Below are 16,911 nucleotides of genomic sequence, written 5' to 3' on the forward strand. Positions count from 1 at the left end.
AATTTATCGTCACAATGGAGAAAAAATGGAAAGAATATCAGACATTATAGAGTCAATTGCAAATGAGAAAAATTTAGAGATAGAAGATGTAAAAGAGCGTGTTATAAGAGCCTTGATAAATACTGCAAAAAGGGTTTATGGAGAAAATTATGAGTATGACGTGAGCATCGATGCTAATAAAAATTTAAAGCTTTATCAAAAAATTTCAATCGTAGCAAACGACGACGAGAGGCTTGAAGAGGACAACGAGCACTTTTTGAGCTTAAAAGAGGCAAAGAAAATAGACAGCGGTGTTGAAATCGGCGATGAGCTAACATACGAGCTAAGCCTTGATAACCTTGGCAGAACCGCAGCCCAAACGCTTCACAAGGAGCTCGAGTATCACATCCAACGCCTAGTTGAAGAGAAAATTTTACAAAAATATAATGAGATGAGCGGTCACATGGTCTTTGGACCAGTTGTAAGGGTCGATAACGACGAAAACACATTTATCGAGATAGACGAGCTTCGTGCCATCTTACCACGTAAAAACCGCATAAAAGGCGAGAAATTTAAAGTAGGCGATGTGGTAAAAGCGGTTATTAGAAAAGTTTTTACAGATAAAAATTTAGGCATAAAGGTCGAACTTTCAAGGACTTCGCCTAAATTTCTTGAAGCGCTACTAACTTCAGAGGTGCCAGAGATAAAAGATGGCGGCATCATCATTCAAGGAAGTGCTAGAATCCCTGGTGAAAGGGCCAAAGTAGCACTCATTTCAACTACTCCAAACATCGATCCAGTCGGCGCAACAGTCGGCACAAAGGGCGTTAGGATAAATGCCGTAAGTAAAGAGCTTCATAATGAAAGCATTGATGCGATCGAATACGCCACCGAACCAGCGATATTTGTCGCTCGTGCGATGGGACCAGCTATCATCACATCAGTAAAGATAGAGGAAAACAAAGCGATTGTTACACTTGCGAGCGAGCAAAAGAGTAAAGCGATCGGCAAAAACGGCATAAATATCCGCCTTGCAAGCATGCTAACTGGCTATGAGATCGAGCTAAATGAACTTGGCTCAAAAACTAGCAGCAGCGGCGAAAATGGCGAAATGGTTAAAGATCTAAAAGCACTCTTTGGTGATAACTAATGAAATTTCAAATAAGAAAAGCGACTGAGGGCGATATAGACGTGATCTGCGAGCTTGTAAGAGAGCTTGCCAGCTATGAGAATTTGAGTGACCAAGTCACTTTTACAAATGAAATTTTCGCAGACTCTATATTTAATAAAAATTACGCAAAAGCTCTTATCTGCGAAAGCGAGGGCAGGGCTATTGGCTATGCTATCTATTTTTACACATTTTCTACATTTTTGGGGCTTGGCGGGATCTATCTTGAAGATATCTATGTCAAAAAAGAGTTTAGAAATCAAGGCATCGGCAAGACATTTTTTAAATTTTTAGCTCAAATTTGCAAGGATGAAAATTTAAAAAGGCTTGAGTGGTGCTGCCTAAACTGGAATGAGCCAAGCATTAAATTTTATGAAAGCTTGGGTGCTAAAAATCAATCTCTTGAGTGGAGAAACTACCGCTTGGACGGTGAAAATTTAGAAAAACTTTTAAATTTATAGTTCGTTTTTAAATAAAAAGCTCAAATTTACTCTTAAATTTGAGCTTGTGAGCGATTAAAATTTATATGTATATCCCAAATAAAGACCTACATTTGTCTCTTTTATTTTTGCATTATCATATTTTGCTATAGAGCTATATTTTGTTCTATCTGCTTTTAGACCAAACTCAACTGCATTGTTTTTATTAATAGAGTATTCTGTACCAATTCTTGCACCTAGTATCCAGCCATTTGTATTAGCTTTTTCCGAGCCATCATGAGTGTCAAATACATCCATTTTGAGCTTTGAGTAGCCAGTGTAGCCACCAAGAACTAGTTTTATGTCCTTTGTTAACTCTGGTGTATAGTCTGCGCCTACTATAAATTTATGTGTTTTCCATTTTACTACTGTGCCATCTTCGTCACCAAGTGACTTTTTGGCTTGAAAGTCGTAAATATAAGCTCCATAAACTCTAGCTACGTCAAAGTCGTAACCAGCTTTTAGACCAAGACCTGGTTGAGCTTTTTTGACTTTAGTTGTGTCATTGTCGCTTTTTGCTGTTAATTTTGAATTAAAAGAGTAAATCTCCTTCGATTCCAATAAACGCTCCTTGTGCTAAAGCAGTGACACTAGCCAGGCTTAAGCCTAAAGCAACTTTTAAAACTACATTTTTCATTTTTGCTCCTTATTTTAAAAATGTTTGGCTGGTATTCTAAATTTTATTGGATTAAATAAAGTTTAAATATTCAATTAAATATATAAAAAACATAAAATAATTCAATTGTTTTCTTATCAGAATAAAATTTATAAAATCACTCAAAAAAAGGAGTGTAAAGTGGCTAAGATGACAAAACGTGATATGGCTTATCATTTAGACGTTGATGTCGCAACGCTTTACAACTGGCGAAAACACAAGCCAAACCTTTATCGTATTGTGATGCTTGGATTTAAATTTGATGAGCTTATCGAGCAGAGTAAAAAGACTTGCAACGAGCTTTGCGAATATGAAAATTTAATCAATCAAGACATAGAAAAATTTAGTAAATAATCGTTTAAAAATCGTAATCTCTTTTATAATAGCAATAGTTAGAAAATTCAAAATTTCTAAGATATTTTTAGCTAGATATTTTAAGTGAAGAAATTTGAGCTCAAAGCAAGCGCTTCAAGCTCAGTTAAATTTACTCGTTTAGGATAGATAGAAGCTCTTTGTTATCTTTTGTTTTTAGCATTTTTGCGTATAAGAATTTAAGCGCTTCGACATCGTCCATTGTAGCGATCGCAGAGCGAATAGCCCAAATTTTTTGAAGCTCATCAGGCTTTTGAAGTAGCTCTTCTTTTCTTGTGCCTGATTTTAGAACGTTGATAGCTGGGTAAATTCTACGGTCTGAAATGTTGCGATCAAGTACGATCTCGCTGTTACCAGTGCCTTTAAACTCTTCAAATATCACTTCATCCATGCGTGAGCCAGTGTCGATTAGAGCGGTTGCTATGATGGTTAGAGAGCCGCCATGCTCGATATTTCTAGCTGCACCAAAGAAGCGTTTTGGCTTATGAAGTGCGTTTGCGTCTACACCGCCTGTTAGTACCTTGCCGCTTGGTGGGGTCACTGTGTTGTAGGCACGTGCTAGACGGGTTATGCTATCAAGCAATATAATGACGTCTTTGCCCATCTCAACTAGACGTTTTGCCTTTTCGATGACTAGCTCTGCCACGCGGACGTGATTAAGCGCTGGCAGGTCAAATGTCGAGCTAAATACCTCACCCTTTACGCAGCGCTGCATGTCTGTAACTTCTTCTGGTCTCTCATCGACTAGAAGTACCATGAGCTGGGCTTCTGGGTGATTTTTAGCGATGCCATGAGCTAGCTCTTTCATAAGCTCAGTTTTACCGCTTCTTGGAGGTGCGACTATGAGGCCACGCTGACCCTTACCAATAGGTGTAAAAAGATCAAGAACACGGCCTGTTAGTTTCATTGGATCGTATTCTAAATTTAGCTTTTCGGTTGGGAAAAGTGGGGTTAGGTTGTCAAAAAGTGGCCTCTCTTTCGCATCCGCTAGAGGCATATAGTTTACCGCCTCGATCTTTAAAAGGGCGTAGTATTTTTCTTGATCTTTTGGCTCTCTAACTTGTCCTGTGATGATGTCGCCCACACGAAGTGCAAATTTACGAATTTGTGAGTTTGAAACGTAGGCGTCGTTTGAGCTGTCGCTTAAATTTGCATCAACAGCCCTTAAAAAGCCGTAGCCTTCGTTTGTGATCTCTAAAATTCCAGTAAAAAGTATAAAGCCGCCTTGTTTTGTTTGGGTTTTTAGGATCTCAAATATCAAATCTTGTCTGCGAAATTCGCGTGGATTTTCGACACCAACGCTGTTTGCGATCTGCACTAGCTCATCTAGGCTAAGTGTTCTTAGCTCTTCGATCTTGTGTCCGTCTACTGGTACATGAGTTCTTGATGTTTGATGTTTTTTTGTAGTTTTTGTGCTTTGAGTAGCACCTTGCTCGGTTTGGTTATTTTCCATATTTCCTCTTTAAATGTGGGGATAATTTTGCAGAATTTCTAGGTTTCAAAAAGAAGTTTTTGAAAGTTTTGGCATTTTATAAAAATAAAACTTTGTTGTCAAGAAATGGTATAAAATAAAATTTTTGCTCAAAAATGGTTGATTTGCTATAATCTCGCCATTTTATAACGATAATAAAAGAAGAAATTTATGCCTATTTTTGCAGTTTGCCTACCATAAATTTATATGGTGCGTAATAGGCATGTGATGCAACAATATTGGTAAAAATTTTAGATAAAAGAAAGTAAAAATGCCACAAAGTAGATGTGCTCATTGTAGATTAAAATTTGATGAAAGCGTGATGATCTCAAATGAAAGCGGACTTAAATTTTGCTGTGTTGGATGCAAAGGCGTTTATGAAATTTTAAATGAAAATGGGCTTAGCGAGTTTTATGAACGTCTTGGTAAAAATACACTTACACCGGCGAGCAACGGTGCAAATATCAAAAATTTAGCGGCAAATTTTAGCGAGCTTGTGACAAAAGAGGGCGACTTTAGTCAAATTTCATTTTTAATTGATGGTATCACTTGCTCAGCTTGCATCTGGCTACTTGAAAAGGCACTTTTTAGCTTGTCTGGAGTCTTGGAGGTAAATATCAACTCGCTTAATCAAAAAGCGGTCATTGTTTTTGATGAGCAGGAGCTTTTGGTAGAGCAGATAATTGAAGAAATTTATGCCGTTGGCTATGTTCCAAAGCCCTATGCTACGAGTTCGAAAGAAGACGAATTAGCCAAGAAAAGAAGAAATTTTTACACAAAAGCACTAGTTGGTATCTTTGCTACGATGAACATTATGTGGCTGGCCATTGCTCAGTATAGTGGGTATTTTAGTGGCATAAGAGGCGACATAAAAGATATTTTAAGCTTTGCGCAGTTTGTATTAGCAACGCCTGTGCTTTTTTATACTGGTAGCGAGTTTTTCAAAGGGGCAAAGATAGCCATAAAAAATGCTTCGCCAAATATGGATTTGCTCGTTATCACGGGGGCTAGCATAACCTATATCTACTCCATTTTTGCGATGTTTACGAGGAGTGGCGAGAGCTATTTTGACTCGGTTGCGATGATCATCACCTTTGTTTTTATCGGTAAATTTTTAGAAATTTTGGGTAAGAAAAAGGCGCTTGAGACTTCAAATTTCTTAAATGATATGCTGCTTGCAAAAGTGTGTATTTTAGAGGATGGCAAGGATATTTTAAAAGAGCCAAGAGATGTAAATTTGGGCGAAAAGATCGTGCTTAGATCTGGCGAGAGGGCGCTACTTGATGGAGTGGTGCTTAGTGGCGAGGCAAGCGTGGATAGCTCAAGTCTAACGGGAGAGAGCCTGCCTGTGACCTTGGGAGTGGGGCAAGAGGTGAAAAGTGGTGTCATTTGTCAAAATGGACAAATCATCTACGAAGCAAAGGAAATTTTTAAAAATTCTTATCTAAATCAGCTTATAAATTTACTCCAAACTGCAGAGCTAAAAAAACCAAATATCGAGCTAGTGGTCAATAAAATCGCTTCTAAATTTTCTCTTAGCGTGCTAACTTTGGCATTTTTTACATTTTGGTTTTGGTACTTTAAATTTGGCTTTTCAGAAGCTATCGTCACGGCTGTTAGCGTCATCGTGATCGCTTGCCCTTGTGCGCTTGCCCTTGCCACGCCAGTTAGTAGCGTCTGTGCCCTTGGTGTGGCTTTTAAAAATAGAGTGCTTTTTAAGGAGGCTAAATTTTTTGAAAGCCTTGCAAAGTGCGATGTAGCAGTATTTGATAAGACTGGCACGCTTACAAAGGCAGAATTTGAGGTTAGTGATTTTTTCATAAAAGAGAGCATAAGCTTAGATGAAATTTATTCGCTAGCTCTTATATCAAATCATCAAATAAGCGTGGCAGTGGCTAAATTTCTAAAGCAAAAAGGCGCAAGAAAATTAGAGCTTAAAAATACAAATTTAAGCGTGGCAAAGGGTGTTGAGGCTGAAATTTCGGGTAAAAAATTTTATGCAGGAAGCAAGCGATTTTTAGTTGAAAATGGTATTAGCTTTGATGAAGCTGAAGAAAATGTGAGCTTTTTTGTGGGGCTTAATGGTGAGTTAGTGGCGAAATTTTACCTAAAAGATAGCATAAAACCTGAAGCAAAGGCCTTGATAGACGAGCTAAAGAGCGCTGGCATGAAAGTGTGTATCTTAAGTGGAGATGTGCAAAAAGTGGTAAAAAATGTAGCAGATGAGCTTGGCGTGAGTGAGTTTAGAGCAGAGATGTTGCCTGAAACGAAAGCTAAATTTATAAGCAAACTAAAAGAGCAGGGCAAAAAGGTGCTAATGGTAGGAGATGGCATAAACGACGCAGCAGCGCTTAGCCTTGCTCATGTTGCCATTTGTATGGGAAGCGGGGCGGCAATAAGCTTAGAAAGAAGCGATGTAGTGCTACTTGATGATAGTTTAAAAAGTCTAGCGAAGGCCGTAAAAATCTCGAAATTTACTTACAAAACGATAAAGCAAAATTTGCTCTTTTGCCTTCTTTATAATGTTCTTGCTCTGCCATTTGCCGTATGTGGCTACGTCATTCCGCTATTTGCTGCGCTTTTTATGTCGCTTAGCTCGCTAAGTGTTATCTTAAACTCGCTTTATATTGTTAGAAAATTTAAGGAAAAATAATGGATAGCGCGACACTTGCGATGCTGGTTTTTATCTCGGTTTTGATGGGAGCATTTTTGCTTTTTGGCGTGCTTTGGGGGATAAAAAATAAGCAATTTGAGGACTACCGAAAATTTTTAGACGGAGCAAACTTGGACGATGAAGAGGCACTAAATGAAGCTTATGAGTTAGAGCTTCGCAAAAAAGAAGCGCTAAAAAAGAGGCTAGAGGCTAGCAGTAAAGATAAGGCTAACTTTCGATAGTTGGCTCACCAAAAAGCCTATTGGCCTCTTTTAGAGCCCCTTGTTCTCTTTGCCTTTGAAGCTCTTCTGGCGTTTTTGGCTCTTTATTTAGCATCAAAGAAAAGTTATTTTTCTCGTTTTGTAGCTCGCTTTTTATCTCGATTTTTGACTCATTTTTAGTTTCAACGTTATTTGCATTTAGTCTTAAAATTTCCTCATCAAGCTCGTCTAGTTCGCTTTTTTCATTATTTTCTAAAGAGGCTTTAGGCGTCTTAGTTTGTACTTTTTGCTCATCACTCTTTGCATTTACTATCTTCGCATTTTGTCCAAAAAGCGTACGCAATATCTCGTTTAAGATTTTCCAATTTTTCTTAAAATATTCAAGATTTTCATCTTTTGCATTTACTATCAGTCCAAGCTCATTGTTATTAAAAAAGCTAAATTCTACGAATTCTTTAAAAAACTCGCCAAGATCGTAATTTCTATCATAAATTTTTGTTAAGAAGAGTTCGTATGGACCTTGCATCTTAGCAGGAGCTACTTGGCTTTTTTGAGTGCTGGCTTCTATGATTTGAGTGGAATTTTCGCTATTTTTTGAGATCACTTCATTTATAGCGTCATCGATATCTTGTAAATTTAGCGCTTCTATCATCATAAAAAGCATTAGCATTAGCACAAAGCCATTGTCGCTACTTACATTTAGCATACCTTTAGCTTGTGCCAAAATCCTAAAAAATCTTTCATAAACAAGTAGAGAAATTTTTGAGTCGTTTTCTATAAATTTTTGCTTTAAATTTGCCAAAATTTCATCTATTATCATCTCTGGATCGTAGCTTTCAAGTTCGCTTACAAGCACTCTAATGGCATTTTTATCATGATTTAAAACATGAGTTATTATCTCTTCGATCTTTTCTGGATCAAGAAGTCCTAACATCGATGCTACGCCATTTGCCGTGACATTATTTGCACCGTAAATGATAGCTTGATCAAGAAGCGTCAAAGTATCTCTTAGCGACCCTCCGCCACTTCTTGCTAAAATTTCAAGTGCCTCTTTTTCGTAGCTAATGCCTTCTTTGCTTAAAATAAACTCAAGATGTTTAATGATGCTGTATCTGCTTATTTGCTTAAACCTAAAATGCTGTGTTCTTGAAAGCACCGTTGTTGGGAGTTTTAATGGATCAGTCGTCGCTAGGATAAATTTTACATAGCTTGGTGGCTCTTCAAGTGTTTTTAAAAGAGCGTTAAATGCCTCTTTGGTTAACATATGCACTTCATCGATTATAAAAATTTTATATCTTGCCATTGCTGGAGCATATTTTGTTTGCTCGATCAGCTCTCTTATATCGTCTATCTTTCTGTGGCTGGCCGCGTCCATCTCTATGATGTCCATGTGTCTTGACTCGTTAGCCATGATGCATTGTGGACATACTTCACATGGTTTTGAAGTTGGGCCTTTTTCACACACTAAAGCTTTTGAAAATATCCTAGCACTTGAAGTCTTTCCACTTCCTCTAAGTCCGGAAAATAGATATGCATGGCTGATGCGACCTTCATCAAGTGCGTGTATCAGACTTTTACTAACGGCTTCTTGACCGATAAGTTCGTCAAAATTTTTAGGGCGATATTTTAAAGCTAGTGCTTGCAACTGCTTTCCTTTTGCAATTTTTTATTTGCCGATTTTATAAAAAAAGGTATAAATTTATGATTATTTATATCTTTAAATTGGGTTAAAATTTTTATGTTTTTAGGTTGCATTTAGTTAAATTTTAGATAATTGGTAATTTAAAAAGGATGAAAATGTCTACATTTTGGAGTGGATTTTTTACTAGTTTATCTTTGATATTGGCTATTGGTGCGCAAAACGCATTTGTTTTAAAACAAGGAATAAAAAAAGAGTACATTTTTGTAGTTTGCTTGATATGTGCATTATCCGATGCCTTGCTTATATTTGCTGGTGTTTTTGGCATTGGACAAGTGATACAAAAATTTACTTTTATAAAACAAGTCGCCATATATGGTGGTTTTGCTTTTTTGTTTGTATATGGTTTTAAAAGTTTGTATAGTGCTTTTAAAAACCCTAAAAGCCTAATCCCAAACACAAACTATGAACATAAATTTGGCAAAATAGTACTTTTAACGCTTGCATTTACTTGGCTAAATCCACATGTATATCTTGATACGATGCTTCTAATAGGATCGGTTTCAATAAAATTTGGTGGTGAAAACATAATTTTTGGCATCGGTGCTAGTCTCGCATCATTAGTCTTTTTCTTTTCTTTGGGATACGGCACTAGAGTCTTAGCACCAATTTTTGCCAAAGAAATTTCATGGAAAATTTTAGAAATTTTTGTTGGAATTGTTATGCTGGTGATAGCTTTTAGTTTGCTATTTGCCAAAGTATAAGGATAAAATACATAAAATTTTATGTTAAATATTTTGTATTTTTGTATGAATTGTGTTTGGTATGAAAAGCCTTGGCATGTGTGCCAAGGCAAAATTTTATATTAGCAAGAGAAGCAAGTTTTAAACTCATAAGCGGTTGGGCGCGCTTCGTAAGGCCAAACTTGAGTTTCAAATTTGAAGTGTTGATAGGTATCTATGAAAAGATCGGTCATTATTGGTTTTAAGTATTCGTTGTCGCGAATTAGTGCTTCAAGGCTGCCACGAAGTGTGTGTGGAAGCTGCTCTATGCCACGCTCTCTGATCTCATCAAGATGAAGTTTAAATAAATTTTCATCCATCGGACCAACTGGCTCATATTTGTGCTTAACGCCGTCAAGTCCTGCCATTAGCATCGCTGAAAAGGCTAGATAAGGGTTTGCTGTGCTATCTGGAAATCTCATCTCAGCCCTAACTGACTTCTCGCCAGCGCCGTAAGGTATGCGGATGCTCGCTGAGCGGTTTTGGCTAGAGTATGTTAGGATAGACGGTGCTTCAAAGCCAGGGATTAGGCGTTTATAGCTGTTTGTGCTTGGGTTAGTAAAGGCTGCAACGCTTCTTGCGTGTTTTAAAACACCACCAATATAGTATCTTGCAAAATCACTTAAATTTGCGTAGTTGCCCTCTTTATAGAATAAATTTTTACCATCTTTCCAGACTGATTGATGAACGTGCATGCCGCTTCCGTTGTCGCCATAAAGTGGTTTTGGCATAAATGTAACTGTCTTGCCGTTTAGGTGAGCGACCATGCGAACGACGTATTTATAAATTTGGACATTATCGGCGGCTTCGACTAAGTTACCAAATTTTACGCCGATCTCACCTTGTCCTTGAGCGACTTCGTGGTGTCCTAAAAAGACTTCAAGACCAACTTGCTCTAGAACTTGCATCATCTCGGCTCTTAGATCTACCATGCTGTCGATTGGCTGAGTCATCAAGTAACCGCCTTTTCTGCGTGGGCGATGACCTGTGTTGTAGCTATCTTTGAAGTCAGTAGCATCGTTCCACTCGCCTTCCTCGCTATCTACTTGATACATCGCACAGTTTGGGCTATCGATGATTTTGACGTTGTCAAAGACAAAAAATTCATTCTCAGGGCCAAAATACGCCTCATCGCCAAGACCACTGTCTTTTACATATTGCATTGCTCTTTTTGCAATTGAGCGAGGACATTTTTCATAAATTTGACCCTTGTAAATGTCGTAAATATCGCAAAAAACAACAACTGTAATATCAGAAGTAAATGGGTCTAAAAATGTGGTTGTAGCTTCTGGTTTCATTATCATGTCGCTCTTATCGATTGGTTGCCAGCCATGCATAGAACTAGCGTCCATCGGGATACCATTTATAAAATTTTCTTTCGTAACAGCTTTTATGTTGTAGCTAATGCTATGCCAAGCACCACCTAAATCAGTAAATCTAAAATCTACAAATTTGACTTCATTTTCTTTACAAAAATCAAAAAAATGATCTATATTTTGGACGAATTTTCCCACTTTTTTCTCCTTTTAATTTTTAAATTTTTCGTATTCTATCATAAAACCTAATATTTAAGATTAAATTTATATTTTATTTGAACCCAATCTAAAATTTTACTAATTCTCTATCTCTATTTTTAAAAATAGCACATTTTGAATAACCTAAATCTCTAGCTATTTGCTCGCAAATTTCACCATTTTTACCGATATCTTCTTTTGTGTGAGCGTCTGAGCCAAAGGTGATGATTATATCTTTTTCGGCTATTAGTTCAAGTAAATTTACGCTTGGATATTGCTCGCCGATAGGTTTTCTAAAGCCAGCAGCATTTATCTCAACAACTAAATTTGCTTCTTTTATCGCATTTACTGCATTTTTAGCCAAAATTCTAACATCCTTTTTTGGCAAAAATTTAAAAAGTTTTAAAAGATCAATGTGCCCCATAATGTCAAATTTACCAAGCTTGGCCGATCTTTCTACGTGATCAAAATACTCTTGCCAAATCTGATCTAAGTCTTTGCCCTCGTAACCACCGATAAATTCTGGATTGTCAAATGCCCAGCCGTTAAAAAAATGCACGGAGCCTATTAGATAATCGACCTTTCTAGCAAAAACTCGCTCATCCATAAATCCATCTAAAAAATCCATCTCATAGCCAAGCAAAATTTCTATCTCACCGCTAAATTCATCTCTTAAACGTAAAATTTTATCTTCATAGCCTTGCATTTCATCAAAGCTCATTCTGTAAGCTTCATCGTAGTTCATTGGTGCGTGATCACTAAAACCAAAGTATTTTGTGCCAGCTTTTATTGCGTTTTGTACATACTCTCTTGGCTCGCCAACTGCGTGTTTGCAAAGTGGCGTGTGGTTGTGAAGATCGACGGTCATTTTTAGCCTTTTAAGGTCGTTTATTTTTAAAAATGCTATCTAAAAATTTATAAATTTAAAGATAAAAGCATTGCCTTTAAACTTACTTTTTATTTAAATCCTATATAATCAAGCCAAATTTTATTAGGAGCTTTTATGACCCAAGAGGAACTTGACGCACTTATGGCAGGTGGTCTAGATGATGAGTTAGATAATGCTAAAGAAGATGCTGGCCAAGAGGTTGCGGACGTCAAAGAGGATACGTACGAGGTAACAGAAGTTGCAGAAGCAATTGATACTAAAGATGAGCCACAGTCAAAATCAGAAAGTAATTCAAAGAATGCAGAAAACTACAGAGTAAGTGCAGATGGTGTTTGGCCACCACCACCACCAACGGAAGATCACAAAATGGTTCATCAGCTTGACGATGTAACAAGAGATAGCGAAGAAAAAGCTACTCAGATGTTTGACAAGCTTGAGACGATAAATAACTTTTTTATGGACGCTGAGGGTGACTCAAATAGCTTAAAGGATGCGATAAACTCAAACATAGAGCTATTTACGACACTAAGTCAGAAATTTCCAAATATTGCCGCATTTAGCGAAGCTTTAGAGAAAAATAACTCACTTCTTGGCACGATCGATAATATCATCGGAAATTTACAAATGGGACAAGATGAGATCATGATGGCTATGGATATGATGCAGTATCAGGATATCCATAGACAAAAGATCGAGCGTGTTATCAACGTTATGAGGGCGCTAAGTAAATATATGAATACCTTGTTTGAAGGTAAAATTGACGATGATAAGCGTGTTAGCTCCGCTGTTCATATCGCTGGTGATACAACGACTGAAAATCTTGTCAGCAACGACGATATCGAAGCCTTGATAGAAAGTTTGGGTAAAAAATAGTGCTAAAAAGGCCTGAGCTTTTATCTCCAGCTGGAAATTTAACAAAACTTAAAATCGCCCTTGAGTATGGAGCCGATGCTGTTTATGGCTCGGTGGCGAGCTTTTCGCTTCGCACTCGTTCGGCGCGCGAATTTAACCTTGAAACATTCAAAGAGGCGATAGACTACACACATGCAAAGGGAAAGAAATTTTATGCGACCATAAATGCCTTTCCTTTTAACTCTCAGATAGAACCGCTAAAAAGGCACTTGCAAACTATTTCAGCGATGAAGCCAGACGCCTTTATTATCGCAACTCCAGGCGTTATGAGTCTAGCAAAAGCCATCGCTCCTGATATCGAGATACATCTCTCAACTCAAGCAAATGTCATGAACGTGCTTGATGCAAAAATTTATCACGATATGGGCGCAAAACGTATCGTCGTAGCACGCGAGATGAACTTGAAAGATGTCATAAAGATAAAAGAAGAAATTCCAACTCTTGATATTGAAATTTTTGTACATGGCTCAATGTGCTTTGCTTACTCTGGTAGGTGTTTGGTGAGCTCAGTGCAAAGCGGACGTATGTCAAACCGTGGCAGCTGCGCAAATGACTGCAGATTTAAGTATGAACTCTACGCCAAAAACGAAGAGAGCGGTGTGCTTTTTCGCTTAGAAGAGGACGAAAGCGGCACTCATATTATGAACTCAAAAGATCTTTGTCTCATCTCTCACATCAAAGATATCGTTAATAGTGGCGTGATAGATAGCTTAAAAATAGAAGGTCGCACAAAAAGCGAGTACTACGCAGCTTGTACAGCAAGAGCCTATAAAATGGCGATAGATGATGCGTTAAATGATAAATTTAACGCACAAATTTATGAAAATGAGATAAATACGCTGAAAAATCGCGGCTTTACGGACGGCTACTTGGTGCATAGGCCTTATGAGCGAATAGATACGCAAAATCATGTTAGCAGCCTAGAAGAGGGCACACATCAGGTAAATGCCATAAGCGAAGATGGCGAATTTTTTAAGTGTAAATATAAAATTTTTCCAGGCAATAGCTACGAGATCGTGGCTCCTACTGGATCGGTTATAGAAGATGGTGAAAATGAAATTTCTGAGATTTATTCACAAGATGGTAAGAAATTTATCAAATTTAAACAGCTCATCACCAAAAAAGGTAAGGTCATGAGTGAAATTCACAGTGGCAATGAAAACGAGATAAATCTTGGTGTTAAGCTGCCAAAATTTAGCTTTTTGAGGGAGAAAATATGAAATTTGTTTCTATTATAATGGGAAGTAAAAGCGACTATGAGATCGTTAGCGAGGCGGCAAAGACTCTTGAAAAATTTGGCGTAAAATATGAACTGATAATCAGCTCAGCTCACAGAAGTCCAAAAAGAACGAGCGAGTACGTCGCAAATGCAGAAAAAAAAGGCGCAAAAGTCTTCATCGCAGCTGCTGGTATGGCGGCTCACCTAGCTGGAGCTATCGCTGCAAATACTACAAAGCCAGTGATCGGCATACCAATGGCTGGCTCAGCTCTTAGCGGCGTTGATGCACTTTACTCAACTGTACAAATGCCAAGTGGCATGCCAGTGGCAACTCTAGCTATCGGCAAGGCTGGTGCTATAAATGCGGCCTATTTGGCAGTGCAAATTTTAGCCCTTGAAGATGATAGTCTGGCAAGTGCTCTAAAAGCTGATAGAGAGGCGAAGGTAAAGGCCTTGGAGGAAGACTCTTCAAAGGTTGAAGTGATACTGTAAAAAGGAGAAGCGGTGCAGACCTATCTTGGAGTTGATGAATTTTGCAAACTTGTGCACTTGGAGCGTGAAGTTATCGAAGATATGATAAATCGTGGCGTTTTGAAAACCAAAGAGGAAAATGGAGAAATTTTGATAGAAGCGAGCGAAGGAACGATGAGTGCTGTGCCTAGTGTTTCGCAAAATTTATCTATGCAACCGCAAGGCCAAGATGGTATCAGCTTTGTTGAAAAGACGATTGGAACGATATTAAATTTACACGAAAAGGTGCTTGACGCAAAGGATGAGACGCTTGAAACTTTAAGAAATGAGAATAAATTTTTAAAAGAGGCGCTCATTTCGATGCAAGAACTCTATGATGAGGATAGAAAAACGGTCGAGACGCTTACAAAACAGCTTAAAATTTCACAAGATGAAGTTGAATTTCTAAAACGAAAATACAAGCTCATGTGGAACCAAGCGGTTGAAAATTTTAATGGACAAAAGTAGTTTATGAAGATTATAAATTTAGAGGAAAGCTTTGAAATTTTCGGAGTAAAAACTCGTACTAAAAATGAAGACGAGATAGGCGGCGAGGGTAAAATTCCAGCTTTATGGTCTAAATTTATGAGTGAGCACTACGATGGTAAGAGCGAAATTTATAGCGTTTACTACAACTATGAAAGTGATCTTAATGGACATTACGATAACTTCATCGGCACAAGATCAAGCCACAAAAGTGATAAAATTTTAGAGATAAAAAGTGGCAAATATGCTGTTTTTAGTTTTGCAAGAGAGCCGCAAAACATAGCAAAATTTTGGGGTGAAATTTGGAAATATTTTGAAAGTAGTGAGCTAAAAAGAGCCTATGAAACAGATTTTGAGCTTTACGGCAGCGATGAGATAAAATTTTTTATATCTATTTTAGGTTAGGAAAAATGAATAAAAAAAACAGTAGTTCAATCTTAAGTTTTATCGAAAATTTTGGTAACAAATTGCCAAATCCAACTATGCTTTTTATATATCTTTCGATTATTACGATAATAATATCGTTTGTATTAGAAAAGATTGGCGTTGGCGTAAGCTATCAGGCTATCAAAGATGGACAAATATCACAGCTTAATGCAAATGTTATAAATTTGCTTTCTGCTGATAGTCTTAGATCTTTTGTTTCGTCTGTACTTAAAAATTTTACTAGTTTTTATCCTTTGGGAGTAGTCTTTGCAATTATTCTAGGTATTGGTATTGCAGACAAGTCCGGACTTTTGTCAGCGCTTATGACAAAGATTGCCTTAAAATCTTCCAAAATATGGGTAACTCCAATCGTTATTTTTCTTGGTGTAATGTCAAATGTTGCTTCCTCTGTTGGCTATGTTGTGCTAATCCCGCTTGGAGCTATTTTATTTGCTGGATTTGGTCGTCATCCAATTGCTGGATTAGCTGCTGCTTTTGCTGGTGTTAGCGGTGGTTGGTCGGCAAATTTATTAATCGGTACAAATGACCCAATGTTTGCGGCATTTTCTATGCAAGCAGCTAGCGTGTTAAATCCAGATTATGTAGTACTAGCAACTGCAAATTGGTATTTTATGATCGCTTCGACATTTTTGATCGTATTTGTTGGCTGGTTTGTAACGGATAAAATCATAGAGCCTAGGCTTGGTAAATTTGATTTTTTAGGTGATTTTAGTCTAAAAGAGCATAGAGAGATAAGTGCAGAGCAAAAACGTGGCTTAAAATTTTCACTAATAGCGTTAATTGTTTTTGTGATTTTATTGCTTGTGGCTATTTTGCCTTCAGGCTCTTTATTTGGAGCAAAAGGCAATGAAAGCTTTATGAAATCTACTTTTATGCATTCTATTGTTGTTTTTATGATGTTACTTTTTATAGTGGTAGGTGTCGCTTACGGTGTAGGTGCTAGGAGTATAAAAAGCAGTAATGACGCCATAAAATTTATGGAGCAATCTATTTCTGAGCTATCAGGATTTTTGGTTTTGATATTTTTTGCAGCCCAATTTACATATCTTTTTAATACCTCAAATATTGGGCTAGTACTTTCTATCAAAGGTTCTATTTTTCTAAAAGAGATCGGGTTAACTGGACTTAGCCTTATCATAGTTTTTATTTTCTTGATCGCTTTTATAAATTTATTTATAGCTGTTGATTCTGCAAAGTGGGCGATGATGGCTCCGATTTTTGTACCAATGTTTATGAACCTTGGACTCTCACCAGAGCTTACACAGGCTGCTTTTAGAATAGGCGACTCTACTACAAATATCATAACGCCTTTGATGCCATTTTTTGTTTTGATAGTAGCTTTTATGCAAAAATACAATAAAGAGTTAAAAATCGGATCAGTAATTTCCATTATGCTTCCTTATACGGTTGCATTTTTAATTTCTTGGACAGCGCTAATATCATTTTGGTACATTTTTGATCTACCACTAGGACCCGGCGCAGTTATACACTATGTAAAGTAAAATTTTAAAAGGA

Annotated in this window: 17 protein-coding genes; 12 read left to right on the plus strand and 5 right to left on the minus strand. The window is 37.3% G+C overall.

Annotated features, from left to right (window positions below):
* The first annotated feature begins 25 nt into the window (after positions 1 to 25).
* Both nusA and CVS84_RS03110 read left to right on the plus strand, forming a co-directional pair.
* A complete protein-coding gene (gene nusA / locus CVS84_RS03105; protein WP_107691112.1) occupies positions 26 to 1,129 on the plus strand; it encodes a transcription termination factor NusA in 1,104 nt (367 codons plus the stop codon).
* Positions 1,129 to 1,608, plus strand: a complete 480-nt coding sequence (locus CVS84_RS03110; RefSeq protein ID WP_107691113.1) for a GNAT family N-acetyltransferase — start codon at positions 1,129 to 1,131, stop codon at positions 1,606 to 1,608. Before nusA ends, CVS84_RS03110 begins: the two co-directional genes overlap by 1 nt.
* A 54-nt stretch (positions 1,609 to 1,662) precedes the next feature.
* Here CVS84_RS03110 and CVS84_RS03115 read toward each other — a convergent pair whose 3' ends face one another.
* Positions 1,663 to 2,187, minus strand: a complete 525-nt coding sequence (locus CVS84_RS03115; protein ID WP_234411890.1) for an outer membrane beta-barrel protein — start codon at positions 2,185 to 2,187, stop codon at positions 1,663 to 1,665.
* Between the two features lie 235 nt (positions 2,188 to 2,422).
* Here CVS84_RS03115 and CVS84_RS03120 point away from each other — a divergent pair, with 235 nt between their 5' ends.
* Positions 2,423 to 2,635: a transcriptional regulator gene (locus tag CVS84_RS03120; RefSeq protein ID WP_002941953.1), complete on the plus strand. Its 213-nt coding sequence runs from the start codon at positions 2,423 to 2,425 to the stop codon at positions 2,633 to 2,635.
* Between the two features lie 130 nt (positions 2,636 to 2,765).
* On the opposite strand, the gene rho is transcribed toward CVS84_RS03120, so the two are convergent.
* On the minus strand, positions 2,766 to 4,106 hold the full coding sequence (gene rho / locus CVS84_RS03125) for a transcription termination factor Rho (protein WP_107691114.1): 1,341 nt from the start codon (positions 4,104 to 4,106) through the stop codon (positions 2,766 to 2,768).
* Between the two features lie 289 nt (positions 4,107 to 4,395).
* Between rho and CVS84_RS03130 the strand changes: the two genes are divergently transcribed.
* Together CVS84_RS03130 and ccoS are read left to right on the plus strand one after the other, a co-directional pair.
* The gene (locus CVS84_RS03130) at positions 4,396 to 6,777 is read left to right on the plus strand and encodes a heavy metal translocating P-type ATPase (protein WP_107691115.1); all 2,382 of its coding nucleotides are present in this window, start codon (positions 4,396 to 4,398) and stop codon (positions 6,775 to 6,777) included.
* Positions 6,777 to 7,019: a cbb3-type cytochrome oxidase assembly protein CcoS gene (gene ccoS, locus CVS84_RS03135; protein WP_107691116.1), complete on the plus strand. Its 243-nt coding sequence runs from the start codon at positions 6,777 to 6,779 to the stop codon at positions 7,017 to 7,019. The genes CVS84_RS03130 and ccoS overlap by 1 nt, the downstream gene beginning before the upstream one ends.
* On the opposite strand, the gene CVS84_RS03140 is transcribed toward ccoS, so the two are convergent.
* On the minus strand, positions 7,006 to 8,643 hold the full coding sequence (locus CVS84_RS03140; protein WP_107691117.1) for a DNA polymerase III subunit gamma/tau: 1,638 nt from the start codon (positions 8,641 to 8,643) through the stop codon (positions 7,006 to 7,008). The two genes, ccoS and CVS84_RS03140, sit on opposite strands and share 14 nt — an antisense overlap.
* A 152-nt stretch (positions 8,644 to 8,795) precedes the next feature.
* Between CVS84_RS03140 and CVS84_RS03145 the strand changes: the two genes are divergently transcribed.
* On the plus strand, positions 8,796 to 9,401 hold the full coding sequence (locus CVS84_RS03145) for a LysE/ArgO family amino acid transporter (protein WP_107691118.1): 606 nt from the start codon (positions 8,796 to 8,798) through the stop codon (positions 9,399 to 9,401).
* Positions 9,402 to 9,502: 101 nt separating this feature from the next.
* On the opposite strand, the gene glnA is transcribed toward CVS84_RS03145, so the two are convergent.
* Complete coding sequence (glnA, locus tag CVS84_RS03150) at positions 9,503 to 10,933, minus strand: type I glutamate--ammonia ligase (RefSeq protein ID WP_107691119.1); 1,431 nt, start codon at positions 10,931 to 10,933, stop codon at positions 9,503 to 9,505.
* Between the two features lie 88 nt (positions 10,934 to 11,021).
* Positions 11,022 to 11,801 (minus strand): histidinol-phosphatase, encoded by a 780-nt coding sequence (locus tag CVS84_RS03155; RefSeq protein ID WP_107691120.1) that lies wholly within the window; start codon positions 11,799 to 11,801, stop codon positions 11,022 to 11,024.
* 135 nt (positions 11,802 to 11,936) lie between these two features.
* Between CVS84_RS03155 and CVS84_RS03160 the strand changes: the two genes are divergently transcribed.
* From CVS84_RS03160 to CVS84_RS03185, 6 genes are read left to right on the plus strand one after another with little or no spacing between them, the layout of a single operon-like run.
* A complete protein-coding gene (locus CVS84_RS03160; protein ID WP_107691121.1) occupies positions 11,937 to 12,695 on the plus strand; it encodes a chemotaxis protein in 759 nt (252 codons plus the stop codon).
* Positions 12,695 to 13,954 (plus strand): peptidase U32 family protein, encoded by a 1,260-nt coding sequence (locus CVS84_RS03165; protein ID WP_107691122.1) that lies wholly within the window; start codon positions 12,695 to 12,697, stop codon positions 13,952 to 13,954. Before CVS84_RS03160 ends, CVS84_RS03165 begins: the two co-directional genes overlap by 1 nt.
* Positions 13,951 to 14,445 (plus strand): 5-(carboxyamino)imidazole ribonucleotide mutase, encoded by a 495-nt coding sequence (gene purE / locus CVS84_RS03170; protein WP_087585835.1) that lies wholly within the window; start codon positions 13,951 to 13,953, stop codon positions 14,443 to 14,445. The genes CVS84_RS03165 and purE overlap by 4 nt, the downstream gene beginning before the upstream one ends.
* Positions 14,446 to 14,457: 12 nt before the next feature.
* Positions 14,458 to 14,931: a DUF3972 domain-containing protein gene (locus CVS84_RS03175; RefSeq protein ID WP_107691123.1), complete on the plus strand. Its 474-nt coding sequence runs from the start codon at positions 14,458 to 14,460 to the stop codon at positions 14,929 to 14,931.
* Between the two features lie 3 nt (positions 14,932 to 14,934).
* A complete protein-coding gene (locus CVS84_RS03180) occupies positions 14,935 to 15,354 on the plus strand; it encodes a GyrI-like domain-containing protein (RefSeq protein ID WP_107691124.1) in 420 nt (139 codons plus the stop codon).
* A 5-nt stretch (positions 15,355 to 15,359) separates the two neighbouring features.
* Positions 15,360 to 16,898 carry an AbgT family transporter gene (locus tag CVS84_RS03185; protein WP_107691125.1) on the plus strand — a complete coding sequence of 513 codons (1,539 nt, stop codon included), beginning with the start codon at positions 15,360 to 15,362 and terminating at the stop codon, positions 16,896 to 16,898.
* Positions 16,899 to 16,911 lie beyond the last annotated feature (13 nt).

The sequence above is a fragment of the Campylobacter concisus genome, from assembly GCF_003048575.1.
Classification (GTDB): Bacteria; Campylobacterota; Campylobacteria; order Campylobacterales; family Campylobacteraceae; genus Campylobacter_A; species Campylobacter_A concisus_U.

Bases quoted from the DNA above. Each gene is read 5' to 3' on its own strand.
- nusA (WP_107691112.1), top strand. From the start codon at position 26: ATGGAAAGAATATCAGACATTATAGAGTCAATTGCAAATGAGAAAAAT.
- CVS84_RS03110 (WP_107691113.1), top strand. From the start codon at position 1,129: ATGAAATTTCAAATAAGAAAAGCGACTGAGGGCGATATAGACGTGATC.
- rho (WP_107691114.1), bottom strand. From the start codon at position 4,106: ATGGAAAATAACCAAACCGAGCAAGGTGCTACTCAAAGCACAAAAACT.
- CVS84_RS03130 (WP_107691115.1), top strand. From the start codon at position 4,396: ATGCCACAAAGTAGATGTGCTCATTGTAGATTAAAATTTGATGAAAGC.
- ccoS (WP_107691116.1), top strand. From the start codon at position 6,777: ATGGATAGCGCGACACTTGCGATGCTGGTTTTTATCTCGGTTTTGATG.
- CVS84_RS03145 (WP_107691118.1), top strand. From the start codon at position 8,796: ATGTCTACATTTTGGAGTGGATTTTTTACTAGTTTATCTTTGATATTG.
- CVS84_RS03155 (WP_107691120.1), bottom strand. From the start codon at position 11,801: ATGACCGTCGATCTTCACAACCACACGCCACTTTGCAAACACGCAGTT.
- CVS84_RS03160 (WP_107691121.1), top strand. From the start codon at position 11,937: ATGACCCAAGAGGAACTTGACGCACTTATGGCAGGTGGTCTAGATGAT.
- purE (WP_087585835.1), top strand. From the start codon at position 13,951: ATGAAATTTGTTTCTATTATAATGGGAAGTAAAAGCGACTATGAGATC.
- CVS84_RS03180 (WP_107691124.1), top strand. From the start codon at position 14,935: ATGAAGATTATAAATTTAGAGGAAAGCTTTGAAATTTTCGGAGTAAAA.
- CVS84_RS03185 (WP_107691125.1), top strand. From the start codon at position 15,360: ATGAATAAAAAAAACAGTAGTTCAATCTTAAGTTTTATCGAAAATTTT.